Source organism: Chimaeribacter arupi (genome assembly GCF_002858805.1).
Classification (GTDB): Bacteria; Pseudomonadota; Gammaproteobacteria; order Enterobacterales; family Enterobacteriaceae; genus Chimaeribacter; species Chimaeribacter arupi.
Genome location: NZ_PJZI01000002.1, coordinates 80,227 through 93,143, shown reverse-complemented (window position 1 = coordinate 93,143; position 12,917 = coordinate 80,227). Strand labels below are relative to the sequence as shown.

11 protein-coding genes are annotated in these 12,917 nt (G+C 57.0%); 1 reads left to right on the top strand and 10 read right to left on the bottom strand.

The features are described from left to right. Positions 1 to 3: 3 nt before the first annotated feature. Positions 4 to 2,586, bottom strand: coding sequence for a leucine--tRNA ligase (gene leuS, locus CYR52_RS01990; RefSeq protein WP_101827862.1), 2,583 nt, complete (start codon positions 2,584 to 2,586; stop codon positions 4 to 6). Positions 2,587 to 2,888: 302 nt separating this feature from the next. Here leuS and CYR52_RS01985 point away from each other — a divergent pair, with 302 nt between their 5' ends. Beyond that, positions 2,889 to 3,368 carry a zinc ribbon-containing protein gene (locus CYR52_RS01985; protein WP_072926321.1) on the top strand — a complete coding sequence of 160 codons (480 nt, stop codon included), beginning with the start codon at positions 2,889 to 2,891 and terminating at the stop codon, positions 3,366 to 3,368. Between the two features lie 58 nt (positions 3,369 to 3,426). Here CYR52_RS01985 and CYR52_RS01980 read toward each other — a convergent pair whose 3' ends face one another. From CYR52_RS01980 to miaB, 9 genes are all read right to left on the bottom strand, one after another. Next, on the bottom strand, positions 3,427 to 4,152 hold the full coding sequence (locus CYR52_RS01980; RefSeq protein ID WP_072926320.1) for an amino acid ABC transporter ATP-binding protein: 726 nt from the start codon (positions 4,150 to 4,152) through the stop codon (positions 3,427 to 3,429). Then, positions 4,149 to 4,826, bottom strand: coding sequence for a glutamate/aspartate ABC transporter permease GltK (gene gltK, locus CYR52_RS01975; protein ID WP_072926318.1), 678 nt, complete (start codon positions 4,824 to 4,826; stop codon positions 4,149 to 4,151). The genes CYR52_RS01980 and gltK overlap by 4 nt, the downstream gene beginning before the upstream one ends. Beyond that, complete coding sequence (locus CYR52_RS01970) at positions 4,826 to 5,566, bottom strand: amino acid ABC transporter permease (RefSeq protein ID WP_072926317.1); 741 nt, start codon at positions 5,564 to 5,566, stop codon at positions 4,826 to 4,828. Before CYR52_RS01970 ends, gltK begins: the two co-directional genes overlap by 1 nt. A gap of 135 nt (positions 5,567 to 5,701) precedes the next feature. After that, on the bottom strand, positions 5,702 to 6,619 hold the full coding sequence (locus tag CYR52_RS01965; RefSeq protein WP_072926315.1) for an amino acid ABC transporter substrate-binding protein: 918 nt from the start codon (positions 6,617 to 6,619) through the stop codon (positions 5,702 to 5,704). A gap of 360 nt (positions 6,620 to 6,979) precedes the next feature. Next, entirely contained in the window at positions 6,980 to 8,518 is a 1,539-nt protein-coding gene (gene lnt / locus CYR52_RS01960; RefSeq protein WP_072926313.1) for an apolipoprotein N-acyltransferase, read from the bottom strand. 7 nt (positions 8,519 to 8,525) lie between these two features. Continuing rightward, the gene (corC, locus tag CYR52_RS01955; protein WP_072926312.1) at positions 8,526 to 9,410 is read right to left on the bottom strand and encodes a CNNM family magnesium/cobalt transport protein CorC; all 885 of its coding nucleotides are present in this window, start codon (positions 9,408 to 9,410) and stop codon (positions 8,526 to 8,528) included. Between the two features lie 122 nt (positions 9,411 to 9,532). Continuing rightward, positions 9,533 to 10,006 carry an rRNA maturation RNase YbeY gene (ybeY, locus tag CYR52_RS01950; protein WP_072926310.1) on the bottom strand — a complete coding sequence of 158 codons (474 nt, stop codon included), beginning with the start codon at positions 10,004 to 10,006 and terminating at the stop codon, positions 9,533 to 9,535. Further along, positions 10,003 to 11,085, bottom strand: coding sequence for a PhoH family protein (locus CYR52_RS01945; RefSeq protein ID WP_175578985.1), 1,083 nt, complete (start codon positions 11,083 to 11,085; stop codon positions 10,003 to 10,005). Before CYR52_RS01945 ends, ybeY begins: the two co-directional genes overlap by 4 nt. A gap of 248 nt (positions 11,086 to 11,333) precedes the next feature. Beyond that, on the bottom strand, positions 11,334 to 12,758 hold the full coding sequence (gene miaB / locus CYR52_RS01940) for a tRNA (N6-isopentenyl adenosine(37)-C2)-methylthiotransferase MiaB (protein ID WP_101827861.1): 1,425 nt from the start codon (positions 12,756 to 12,758) through the stop codon (positions 11,334 to 11,336). Positions 12,759 to 12,917: the final 159 nt, after the last annotated feature.

Below are 12,917 nucleotides of genomic sequence, written 5' to 3'. Positions count from 1 at the left end.
GGCTCAACCTACTACCAGGTTAAGCAGTTTTCCGGGCACATAGATCACTTTACGGATGGTCACGCCATCTAAGTATTTTGCGACCAGATATTCCTGACCGGCGCGCTCGCGCACCTGTTCTTCGGTAGCATCTGCCGGCACGGTGACTTTACCGCGGACTTTGCCGTTAACCTGCACCACGACCAGCTTGGACTCTTCCACCATCGCGGCTTCATCCGCTACCGGCCACGGCGCGGTATCGATGTCACCTTCGCCGCCCAGTGCCTGCCACAGGGCAAAGCAGACGTGCGGGGTGAACGGATAGAGCATCCGTACCACGGCCAGCAGGGCTTCCTGCAGCAGCGCGCGATCCTGCTCTGTCTCCTGCGGAGCACGGGCCAGCTTGTTCATCAGCTCCATCACGGCGGCAATCGCGGTGTTAAAGGTCTGGCGGCGGCCGATATCATCGGTGACTTTCGCGATGGTTTTGTGCAGATCACGACGCAGTTCTTTCTGTGCATCGTTGAGGGCGGCCACATCCAGCGGCTGTACAGCCCCTTTCTCACGGTGTTCAAAGGCCAGTTTCCAGACGCGTTTCAGGAAGCGGTTCGCCCCTTCCACCCCGGATTCCTGCCACTCCAGCGTCATCTCTGCCGGTGAAGCAAACATCATGAACAGACGTACGGTATCCGCGCCATATTTCTCTACCATGACCTGCGGGTCGATGCCGTTGTTTTTCGACTTCGACATTTTGCTCATGCCGGCGTAAACCAGCTCACGGCCCTGCGGGTCAGTGGCTTTGGTGATACGGCCTTTCTCATCACGCTCAACGGTCACGTCAACCGGGGAAACCCAGTTACGCTCACCATTGGCACCGCTGTAGTAGAAGGCGTCAGCTAGCACCATACCCTGGCACAGCAGGCGTTTGGCCGGCTCGTCAGAGTTGACCAGGCCCGCGTCGCGCATCAGCTTGTGGAAGAAGCGGAAATACATCAGGTGCATGATCGCGTGTTCAATGCCGCCGACATACTGGTCAACCGGCAGCCAGTAGTTGGCCGCGGCCGGGTCCAGCATCCCCTGGTCATACTGCGGGCAGGTGTAGCGCGCGTAGTACCAGGAGGACTCCATAAAGGTGTCGAAGGTGTCGGTTTCACGCAGTGCCGGCTGGCCGTTCACGGTGGTTTTGGCCCACTCCGGGTCAGCCTTGATCGGGCTGGTGATGCCGTCCATCACCACATCTTCCGGCAGCAACACCGGCAGCTGGTCTTCCGGCGTCGGGATAACCGTGCCGTCTTCCAGCGTGACCATCGGGATAGGGGCGCCCCAGTAGCGCTGGCGCGAGACGCCCCAGTCACGCAGGCGGTAGTTCACTTTGCGCTGGCCACGGCCGATAGCCACCAGCTTGTCAGCGATGCCGTTGAAGCCCGCCTGGAAATCCAGGCCGTCGAATTCACCGGAGTTGAACAGGACGCCTTTTTCCGTCATCGCCTGTGCGCTGAGGTCCGGCTCGGTGCCGTCAGCGTTCAGAATCACCGGTTGGATCGGCAGGCTGTATTTGGTGGCGAACTCCCAGTCACGCTGGTCGTGCCCCGGTACTGCCATGACTGCGCCGGTGCCGTACTCCATCAGGACAAAGTTAGCCACCCAGACCGGGACTTTATCGCCGGTCAGCGGGTGAATGGCCACCAGACCGGTGTCCATGCCTTTCTTCTCCATCGTCGCCATCTCTGCTTCGGCCACTTTGGTGTTACGGCATTCGGCGATGAAATCAGCCAGGGCCGGGTTACCGGCCGCCGCCTGCAGGGAGAGCGGGTGACCAGCGGCAACGGCCACGTAGGTCACGCCCATAAAGGTGTCCGGGCGGGTGGTGTAAACCGTCAGCGTTTCTTCACTCTCTTCGACGTCAAAGGTGATTTCCACGCCTTCAGAACGGCCAATCCAGTTGCGCTGCATGGTTTTGACCTGCTCAGGCCAGCTCTCCAGCGTGTCCAGGTCGTTCAGCAGCTGATCCGCATAGGCGGTAATTTTGATAAACCACTGCGGGATCTCTTTGCGCTCAACTTTGGTGTCGCAGCGCCAGCAGCAGCCTTCAATCACCTGTTCGTTGGCAAGGACGGTCTGGTCATGCGGGCACCAGTTCACCGCAGAGGTCTTCTTATAGACCAGGCCTTTTTCATACAGCTTGGTGAAGAACCACTGCTCCCAACGGTAGTAGTCAGGATCACAGGTCGCGATTTCACGATCCCAGTCATAGCCGAAGCCCAGCAGTTTCAGCTGGTTCTTCATGTAATCGATATTTTCGTAGGTCCAGGGGGCCGGCGCGGTGTTGTTTTTTACCGCGGCGCCTTCAGCCGGCAGGCCGAACGCATCCCAGCCGATAGGCTGAAGCACGTTTTTGCCCAGCATACGCTGGTAGCGGGAGATGACATCGCCGATGGTGTAGTTGCGCACGTGGCCCATATGCAGGCGGCCTGACGGGTAAGGCAGCATTGAAAGGCAGTAGTACTTCTCCTTGCCGGCCTCTTCAGTCACCTTAAAAGTTTGCTTCTCTTGCCAGTGAAGCTGGACGTTTGACTCTATATCTTCTGGGCGGTATTGCTCTTGCATGGCGGCCGATGGTCCTATAGTGAAAAACAGCTACGCCTGTAGCCTTTTCTGATTCATATAAAGAGATCCGCATAGCATAGCTGATAAGCGCCTGAGGCAACAACACTCAGCGCCCGCGGCAGGCGTATTTCTCCGGAGGAAGCGGCGAATTTTGCGTAAGGTTACGCAAAGCCGGACTATTCCTTAAATCACATCAGTGATTTAGGGCTAAACTGGAGGGGTAAGCTCAAAAAAATGGAGCGCCGTAGCGGCAGTGCCGGGCGGCAGGCCGTGTGATCTCATCAGCGCATTGCGAGGATTGTATGAGTAACGTTGCAGACTATTACCGTGAGCTGGTTGCCTCCCTGACGGAACGCATCCGGGCCGGCGATCACGACATTGACGCGCTGGTGCGCAGCGCCGAGGCCCGGCTGAAAACGGCCGGGGACCTGACAGATGCTGAAATCCGGCAGGTGACGCTGGCGGTACGGCGTGACCTGGAAGAGTTTGCCCGCAGCTATCAAGAGCAGGACGACATCACGGACAGCGTGTTTATGCGGGTGATTAAAGAGAGCCTGTGGCAGGAGCTGGCAGACATCACGGATAAAACCCAGCTGGAGTGGCGGGAAGTGTTTAAGGATGTCACCCATCACGGGGTTTACCACAGTGGGGAAGTGGTGGGGCTCGGCAACCTGATCTGCGAAAAATGCCATGCCCCGATGCCGGTGTATACGCCGGAAATCCTGCCGCTCTGCCCGAAATGCGGGCATGACCAGTTTAACCGCCAGCCTTTCCAGCCTTAACGCACAGGCAGGAAAGGCAAACGCGCCGCCTGTGGGGCGGCGCATTTCCTTTTGCCGGTCAGTGCAGGATTTTTGCCAGAAAATCGCGTGCGCGATCGGATTGTGGATTGTCGAAAAACGCGTTCTTCTCGCGGTCTTCCACTATCTTGCCCTCGTCCATAAAGATCACGCGGTTGGCCACTTTGCGGGCAAAGCCCATCTCATGGGTGACGACCATCATTGTCATGCCTTCCTGCGCCAGCTCTACCATCACGTCCAGCACTTCATTGATCATTTCCGGGTCCAGCGCGGAGGTCGGTTCATCAAACAACATGGCGACCGGGTCCATGCAAAGCGCACGGGCGATGGCGACGCGCTGCTGCTGGCCGCCGGAGAGCTGGCCGGGGAATTTATTGGCATGGGCCGCGAGGCCGACCCGATCCAGCAATTTCAGCCCCTTGTCCCGCGCGGCGGCTTTATCCCGTTTCAGCACCTTGATCTGGGCCAGCGTCAGGTTATCGATGATGGAGAGATGCGGGAACAGCTCAAAATGCTGGAACACCATCCCTACCTTGGCGCGCAGTTGCGCCAGATTGGTTTTCCGGTCATTCACCGGAATACCGTTCACCACGATCTGGCCTTTCTGAACCGGCTCCAGGCCGTTAACGGTTTTAATCAGGGTGGATTTGCCGGAGCCTGAGGGGCCGCATACCACCACAACTTCCCCTTTTTTCACTTCAGTGCTGCACTCCGTTAATACCTGGAAATGCCCATACCACTTGGAAATACTCTTCAGGGAGATCATGAAACGGTCCTTTTCTTCAATACGCTGACCACCAACGAGGCCGCGATGCTAATAACAAAGTAAACCAGCCCGGCAAACAGCACCATTTCCACCTGGGTGCCGTCGCGCTCGCCAATCGTGGTGGCGGTGCGGAAAAAGTCCGCCAGGCTCAGCACATACACCAGGGACGTATCCTGGAACAACACAATGCCCTGGGTCAGCAGCAGTGGGATCATCGCCCGGAACGCCTGCGGCAGGATCACCAGCTTCATGGATTGCCACGGCGTCATGCCCAGCGCCAGTGCAGCGGCACCCTGGCCGCGGGCGACGCTGAGAATACCGGCGCGGATAATCTCGGAGTAATAGGCCGCTTCAAACAGCGCAAACGCCACCATCGCCGAAATCAGGCGGATATCAGCATGTGGGGAGAGGCCCAGCCCTTTTTGCAGCAGGCCCGGCACCACCAGATAGAACCACAGCAACACCATCACCAGCGGCACCGAGCGGAACAGGTTGACATACAGCGTGGCAAACCAGCTGATCACCTTGATGCTCGACAAACGCATCACCGCCAGCAGCGTGCCCCACAGGATGCCGAACACAATCGCCGTCAGGGTGATTTTGAGGGTTATCACCATGCCGTCCAGCAGGTAAGGGAAACTGGGCGGAATTGAACTCCAGTCAAATTCGTACATTATTTACCCCCCGTATGGCCCGGCAGCCTGACTTTGGATTCGACCAGCCGCATAAACACCATAATCACTGCGTTAATCAGGATGTAGGCCAGCGTGATGGCGGTGAATGACTCATACGCATGGGCCGAATAGTCGAGCAGTTTGCCGGCCTGCGCAGCCATATCCACCAGGCCGATGGTGGAGGCGATAGCCGAGTTTTTCACCAGGTTCAGCATCTCTGATGTCATCGGCGGCACAATCACCCGGTAGGCATTCGGCAGCAGCACATAGCGGTAGGTTTGCGGCAGGGTCAGCCCCATCGCCAGCCCGGCGGCTTTCTGGCCGCGCGGCAGGGACTGAATGGCCGCCCGTACCTGCTCACACACGCGGGCCGCGGTAAACAGCCCCAGGCAGATCATGGAGGAGAGGAAAAACTGAATGTTCGGGTCCAGTTCGGATTTGAACCACATGCCGAGATCCGGCGGTAACAATTCCGGCACCACCAGATACCAGATGAAAAACTGAACAATCAGCGGCACGTTCCGGAACAATTCCACGTAGCAGGTACCGAGCCCGGCGAGTAACCGGTTAGGTACCGTACGCAGAATGCCAAACAGCGAGCCGACAAAAAACGCGATAATCCAGGCACAGAATGAAAGTGCAATCGTGACCTGAAAACCAGACCAGATCCAGCCAAGATAGGTGGTATTACCAAACGGGGCTTCTTGCAGGAAAATGCCCCAGTTCCAGTTGGTTGACATAAACAACTCCATACAACGGATCGCAGTGATCCGGGAGAGAACGCCTGACAGGCGCGGCACACCATGAAAAAAGCGGGGTGGGGAACGGCCACCCCGCTTCCTGTCTGTCCTGCATGTTGCCGTTATCCGGGCAGGTTACGGCTTATCGTTTGGTGCTTTAAACAGGGCTTTCATGTCGTCTGACAGGGCAAAGTTCATGTTGAGGTTTTTTGGCGGAATTGGCTTCTGGAACCAGGTCTCATACCATTTCGCCGCTTCGCCTGACGTCTGGGCCTGGGCGATGGTGTCATCCATCAGTTTCTTAAAGCTGGCGTCGCCTCGCGGCAGCATACAGCCGTAAGCTTCATGGGATTGCGGCGTGCCGACGATGTCCCATTGATCCGGTTTTTTCGCTTTGGCGCGTTCGCCGGCCAGCAGGGCGTCATCCATCATAAAGGCCACGGCGCGGCCGCTTTCCAGCGTACGGAAAGAGTCCCCGTGGTCTTTGGCGCTGATGATGCGCATCTCCATCTTTTTCTCTTCATTGAGCTTATTAAGCAGCACTTCAGAGGTGGTGCCGGAGGTGACGACCACCGTCTTGCCTTTCAGGTCCGGGAAGTCTTTTATCGGCGAGCCTTTTTTCACCAGCAGGCGGGTACCTACCACAAAAATACTGTTGGAGAAGGCAGCCTGTTGCTGGCGCTCAAGGTTATTGGTGGTGGAACCACATTCGAAATCAAAGGTGCCGTTTTGCAGCAGCGGGATGCGGTTCTGTGAGGTGATCGGCAGCAGTTTTACCTTCAGGTCCGGCGCATTCAGTTGTTTTTTAATCGCCTCAACAATCAGGTTGGAATAGTCCTGGGAGTAACCCACGACTTTCTGAGTATTATCGTAATAGGAGAACGGCACCGAAGATTCACGGTGGCCCACGACAATCACGCCGTTTTGTTTGATTTTTTGCAACGTGTCGGGGGCAGCCTGATTACCGGCAGCGGCGGTGGGCTGGGCCGCATGGGCGGCGCCTGTGGCAATGCCGGCGAGCAGCAGCGATAACGCCAGTTTGCGCATTTGCATGGTCCTACTCCTTGCTGTTGTTATGATTCTGACGTGTGACGTCGAAATCAAAAAAGAGACCGCATCGGAACGCGGCAAGAGGCCGGGAGGCCTGTCTGAACATAGCTGAATGTAAATATATTGATACCAGAACGTTTCTTTTTTGCGACCAACGCCGCACCAAATAGAGGCAAAAAATCTGCCCTGCACGTTTGTTGTGCAGCAGGCGCGCAAAGGCGGTGCAGGTTAATGCGAAATGTCCGGATGGGTGACGTTTTCAGCTAAATCCCAGCAATATCAAGCAAACGCTGTGCCAAAACGGGGAAGAGGAAATAAAAAAGCCGGGAGAAATCTCCCGGCTTCAGGCCATGATGCGGCTGTTTACACTGCGCGTGAGCGGCGCAACGTGGCGATAAGGGCGGCACCGCCGGCCAGCAGGGTGAGGAGCCAAACCGGCAGGGCGCCGAGACGGGCATAAGGGGTCAGCCCGGTGGTCGGGGTCACCTGTACCTCCAGCACCTGACGGGTAAATTGCGGGATCTGCTTAATCACGTTGCCTTTCGCGTCTACCGCGGCCGTCACGCCATTATTGGTGCTGCGCAACAAGGGGCGCCCTAATTCCAGCGCGCGCATACGGGCCATTTGGAAATGCTGCCACGGCCCAATTGAGTGGCCGAACCAGGCATCGTTAGAGATGGTCAGCAAAAAGTCCGTATCCGGCCGCAAATTGGCCCGCACCTGTTCACCGAGCACAATCTCATAGCAGATGGCTGCCGTGAGGTTAAAGCCCGCCGCCTGTAACGGTGGCTGCACATAGCCGCCGCGGCTAAAGGAGGACATCGGCAAATCAAAGAAGGGGGCCAGCGGGCGCAGCAAACTTTCCAGCGGCACAAACTCGCCAAACGGCACCAGATGGTGCTTATTAAAGCGGTCCTGATTCAGGTAGTGGTAGGGCGTTTGTTCACCCAGCACAATCATGCTGTTGTAGTAGTCATAACCCTGCTGAGTCTGGCGCGCGTCCACGATGCCGGTGATCAGGCTGCTGTGGTGCGAACGCATCAGGTCATCCATCATACCGAGGAAAGGCTGCTGATCGCGCTCGATATCCGGAATCGCGGATTCCGGCCAGATGATCAGCGAAGCCTTGCCGGCATAAGGGCGGCTCGCATCCAGATAAATTTGCAGTGTCTGCTCAAGGACTTTCGGGTCCCACTTCATGGACTGCGGAATATTGCCCTGTACCATCGCCACATTGGCTGTTTTTTGCGGCTCCGGGGTGAACCAGGTCAACTGGCGCAACGGCCACGGCAGCAGCAGCATCGCCAGCGCCACCACGGCCGGCAGGGGCTTGCGCTGGAACAGCGCATACACCAGCAGCCCGCTCAGCGACATCAACATAAAGGTGATGGTTTCAACGCCCAGCAGCGGCGCGATGCCTTTCAACGGGCCGTCAATCTGGCTATAGCCAAATTGCAGCCAGGGGAAGCCGGTCAGCACCCAGCCGCGCAGGAACTCCGTGACCTGCCACAGCGCAGGCGCAGCCAGCGCCACCCGCCACACCGTCAGGCGCGGCCACAGGCGCGTCAGTACACCGGCGAACAATGAGGTATAGAGCGAGAGATAGGCGGCCAGCAGTACCACTAAAAACAGGTTAACAGGCTCCGGCATCCCGCCGAACTGGGCAATACTGACGTACACCCAGTTGACCCCGCTGCCGAACAAACCCAGCCCCCAGAAGAACCCTACCCAGGCGGACTGGCTGGCGGTGCGGTTGAGCGTCAGCGCCTGCAGGCCACACAGCGAGACAATGGCTGCGGGCCAGATATCATACGGGGAAAACGCCAGGGTGCCGCAGGCACCAAACAAGAGCGCCAGCGGCAGGCGTAGCCGCTGGCGTTGCAAAAGTAAGGCAAGGGTCATGGATGTTTTATTCTTCCAGTTCCAGTTTGGGTTGCGGTGCGTCGTCCGGAATTTTGACATGAACCTGGATAATACGTCGGCTGTCGGCCATCGCAACTTTAAATACGTAACCGTCAATTTCGATGGTTTCACCCCTGGCCGGGAGGTGACCAAATGCCTGCATCACCAGGCCGCCAATGGTATCCACCTCTTCATCACTGTAGTGCGTCTGGAACACCTCATTGAAATCTTCAATCGGTGTCAGCGCCCGGACAGTGTAGGTATGGCGGCTGAGCTGACGGACGTCACGATCTTCTTCATCGTCATATTCGTCCTCAATTTCACCCACAATCAGCTCCAGAATATCCTCAATGGTGACCAGGCCGGAGACACCGCCAAACTCATCAATGACAATCGCCATGTGGTACCGCTGGGAGCGGAACTCCTTCAGCATCCGGTCAACCCGTTTGCTTTCCGGCACCACCACCGCAGGGCGCAGCACTTTGTCGATGCTGAACGGCTCGGACGTGGTGCGCATAAACGGCAGCAGGTCTTTGGCCATCAGGATGCCTTCAATATGATCCTTGTCTTCGCTGATCACCGGGAAGCGGGAGTGGGCGGATTCAATGATCACATCCAGGCACTCTTCCAGCGGCTGGTTCCGTTTCAGGGTCACCATCTGCGAACGCGGGATCATGATGTCACGCACGCGCTGATCGGCGATATCCATCACGCCTTCCAGCATGTCACGGGTATCAGGGTCAATCAGGTCGTTCTGTTCGGAGTCGCGGATCAGCTCGACCAGGTCGCCACGGTTTTTAGGCTCGCCGTGGAATAACTGGCTGAGGATAAGGGAGAAAAAGCCCTTCTTGGGACTGGGGCTGTCATTGCTCTGTGAATGGTCGTCGCTCATGGCGGTCTGGTTAATATTACTCGTATTGGGAGGAAAGGTTATTATTAGTGATGCTGCGGCATTTGTCGCGGCCTTCTTTTTCAGTCCGGCCACAAAAAAACACCGCAGATCATCAACTAATATCAGAGGTCATCTTTTTCAGAAAGATAGGGGTCAGGATAACCCATACCCTGCATGATGTCTGTTTCCAAAGATTCCATCTCTTCGGCTTCTTCGTCAACAATATGATCGTACCCTAGCAGATGGAGGCTGCCGTGAACAACCATATGTGCCCAGTGCGCCATCAACGGTTTGCCTTGCTCGCCGGCTTCGCGCTCCACGACCTGGCGGCAGATGATCAAATCACCCAGCAGCGGCATCTCCATACCCGGCGGTGCCTCAAACGGGAAAGAGAGCACGTTGGTCGGTTTGTCCATGCCCCGGTAGGTCAGGTTCAGGTCATGGCTTTCGGCTTCATCCACCAGTCGGATGGTCACTTCCGACTCTTCCTGAAACTGCGGCAACACATGGTCGAGCCAGCGCTGGAAGTCCGCCTCAGCCGGCAGGCCGGACGGCGCTTCACAGGCGATCTGCAAATCAAGGATCACGTTGCTCACGGCGCCTCCTGCGGGGCAGAGGCGGCATGTTGCAGCGCGTCACGCTTACGCTGTTCCGCGGCGGCATCTTTGCGTTTCTGCTCTTCGGCTTCCCAGGCCTCATAGGCCACTACGATACGGGCGACCACCGGGTGGCGCACCACGTCTTCGCTGTGGAAGAAGTTAAAGCTTATCTCTTCCACATCTGACAGCACCTCAATGGCGTGCCGCAGGCCCGATTTCTGGTTACGCGGCAGGTCAATCTGCGTGACGTCGCCGGTAATCACCGCCTTGGAGTTAAAGCCGATACGGGTCAGGAACATCTTCATCTGTTCGATGGTGGTGTTCTGGCTCTCATCCAGAATGATGAACGCGTCATTCAGGGTACGGCCACGCATATAGGCCAGCGGGGCCACCTCAATCACATTGCGCTCAATCAGTTTTTCCACCCGCTCAAAGCCCAGCATTTCAAACAGGGCGTCATACAGCGGGCGCAGGTACGGGTCGACTTTCTGGCTGAGGTCACCCGGCAGGAAGCCCAGTTTTTCACCCGCCTCTACCGCAGGGCGGGTGAGCATGATGCGGCGGACTTCCTGGCGCTCCAGGGCATCTACGGCCGTTGCCACGGCCAGGTACGTTTTCCCGGTCCCGGCAGGGCCGATACCGAAGGTAATGTCGTTGTCCAGAATATTGGCAATATACTGGGCCTGATTAGGGGTACGGGGTTTCACCATGCCGCGTTTGGTGCGGATGGTCACGGCTTTGCCATAGTCGGGCACGCTTTCGGCGGTCTGCTCCAGCACATGGCTCTCTTTGATAGCGAGATGGATTTGCTCCGGATCGATATCGGCGATTTCACCGCGCAGCGGCGCCGTTTCTACATAGAGATGGCGCAGGATGTCAGCAGCAGCCTGAACAACCAGGCTCTTGCCGACCAGCTTAAAGTGGTTGTCGCGGCGGTTAATCTCGATGCCTAACCGGCGTTCAAGATGTTTGATATTGTCATCAAACGGCCCGCACAGGCTCTGTAAGCGCTGGTTATCGGCGGGTTCTAGCAGGAGTTCTTGTGTCTCGACGTTCAAACTGTTCCTCTGGGTCACATAGGGCCTGTTGATAGCGATAAGGTCTGTTCTGCCGGGAAGGCAGCATACCGTAAGCATACATGCCATTGTCCGCTTCTTCCTCTTTCTGGCAAGAGATGCTGCGGACCCGGAGTATGAATATGCGGCACAAATCGAAAAATTAAATGGCCTGCTGCAAGATAGTTTCAGTTGCGGGGAAGAAGTGCGGCAAATCGCTAAAAAAATAAAGGGCGCCTCAGGCGCCCTGCAGCCTGGCCAGCGCCTTATCAGGGCTGGTAGATCCCGACGCCCAGCGCATTTTCCTTACGGGTACGGGCAATCACCGCTGACGGTGACTCGTGAATGCGCAGATCCATCTGCGCTTCGGTGCGTACCACCACGCCGCGCAGTGAGTTGGCATACACATCGACAATCTCAACATCCACGAATTTGCCGATCATATCCGGGGTGCCTTCGAAGTTAACCACACGGTTATTTTCTGTGCGGCCGCTCAGCTCCATCAGGCTCTTGCGTGACGTGCCTTCAACCAGAATACGCTGCACGGTGCCGACCATCTGGCGGCTGAACTGCATCACCTGCTGGTTGATGCGCTCCTGCAGAATATGGAGGCGCTGTTTTTTCTCGTCTTCACTGACATCGTCCACCATGTCTGCCGCCGGTGTGCCGGGGCGGGCAGAGTAGATAAAGCTGTAGCTCACATCAAAATTGACTTCAGCAATCAGCTTCATGGTCTGTTCAAAGTCAGCGGCGGTTTCCCCCGGGAAGCCCACAATAAAGTCGGAGCTGAGGTGGATGTCCGGCCGCGCCTGGCGCAGCTTACGGATGATCGCCTTATACTCCAGCACCGTATGCGCGCGTTTCATCATCATCAGCACGCGGTCAGAGCCGCACTGCACCGGCAGGTGCAGGAAGCTGACCAGCTCCGGCGTGTCGCGGTACACATCGATGATGTCATCGGTGAATTCAATCGGGTGGCTGGTGGTGAAACGCAGCCGGTCAATGCCGTCAATGGCAGCGACCAGGCGCAGCAGCTCGGCAAAGCTACAGACCGAACCGTCATAATTCAGCCCGCGGTAAGCATTGACGTTCTGCCCCAGCAGGTTGACTTCACGTACGCCCTGCGCTGCCAGCTGTGCCACTTCAAACAGGATGTCGTCACTCGGGCGGCTGACCTCTTCACCACGGGTGTAAGGCACCACACAGAAGCTGCAATATTTGTTGCACCCTTCCATGATGGAGACAAAAGCGGTGGGGCCATCGGCCCGCGGTTCCGGCAGGCGGTCAAACTTCTCGATTTCCGGGAAGCTGACGTCCACCACCGGGCTGCGGGTGCCGCTGACCTGGTTGATCATTTCCGGTAAACGGTGCAGGGTTTGCGGGCCGAACACGATATCAACACAGGGCGCACGCTGGCGGAGATGTTTCCCTTCCTGCGATGCCACACAGCCACCCACCCCGATAATCAGGTTGGGGTTGGTTTCTTTCAGTAATTTCCAACGGCCGAGAAGGTTGAAGACTTTTTCCTGCGCCTTTTCACGGATGGAACAGGTATTCAGCAACAGAAGATCGGCCTCTTCGGCATGTTCTGTCAGCTCATAACCATGAGTGCTTCCCAACAGGTCAGCCATCTTGGATGAATCGTACTCATTCATCTGACAGCCCCAGGTTTTAATATGCAGTTTTTTTGTCATTGACTTGCCATTACTCAATGCAGAAGAAAAAGCTTCCCGAATAAGCTCGGTGTGCAGGGCGCCTAGTGTAATCGCTCACTGCGGTGGTGACCAGCAGAGGAAAACCGCCTTGCGCCTGATGCTAACAGAAAAATCCGGTACACTTCGTGCAGACGCGAT

Coding starts and splice junctions, on each gene's coding strand:
- leuS (WP_101827862.1), bottom strand. CDS start 2,586: ATGCAAGAGCAATACCGCCCAGAAGATATAGAGTCAAACGTCCAGCTT.
- CYR52_RS01985 (WP_072926321.1), top strand. CDS start 2,889: ATGAGTAACGTTGCAGACTATTACCGTGAGCTGGTTGCCTCCCTGACG.
- CYR52_RS01980 (WP_072926320.1), bottom strand. CDS start 4,152: ATGATCTCCCTGAAGAGTATTTCCAAGTGGTATGGGCATTTCCAGGTA.
- gltK (WP_072926318.1), bottom strand. CDS start 4,826: ATGTACGAATTTGACTGGAGTTCAATTCCGCCCAGTTTCCCTTACCTG.
- CYR52_RS01970 (WP_072926317.1), bottom strand. CDS start 5,566: ATGTCAACCAACTGGAACTGGGGCATTTTCCTGCAAGAAGCCCCGTTT.
- CYR52_RS01965 (WP_072926315.1), bottom strand. CDS start 6,619: ATGCAAATGCGCAAACTGGCGTTATCGCTGCTGCTCGCCGGCATTGCC.
- lnt (WP_072926313.1), bottom strand. CDS start 8,518: ATGACCCTTGCCTTACTTTTGCAACGCCAGCGGCTACGCCTGCCGCTG.
- corC (WP_072926312.1), bottom strand. CDS start 9,410: ATGAGCGACGACCATTCACAGAGCAATGACAGCCCCAGTCCCAAGAAG.
- miaB (WP_101827861.1), bottom strand. CDS start 12,758: ATGACAAAAAAACTGCATATTAAAACCTGGGGCTGTCAGATGAATGAG.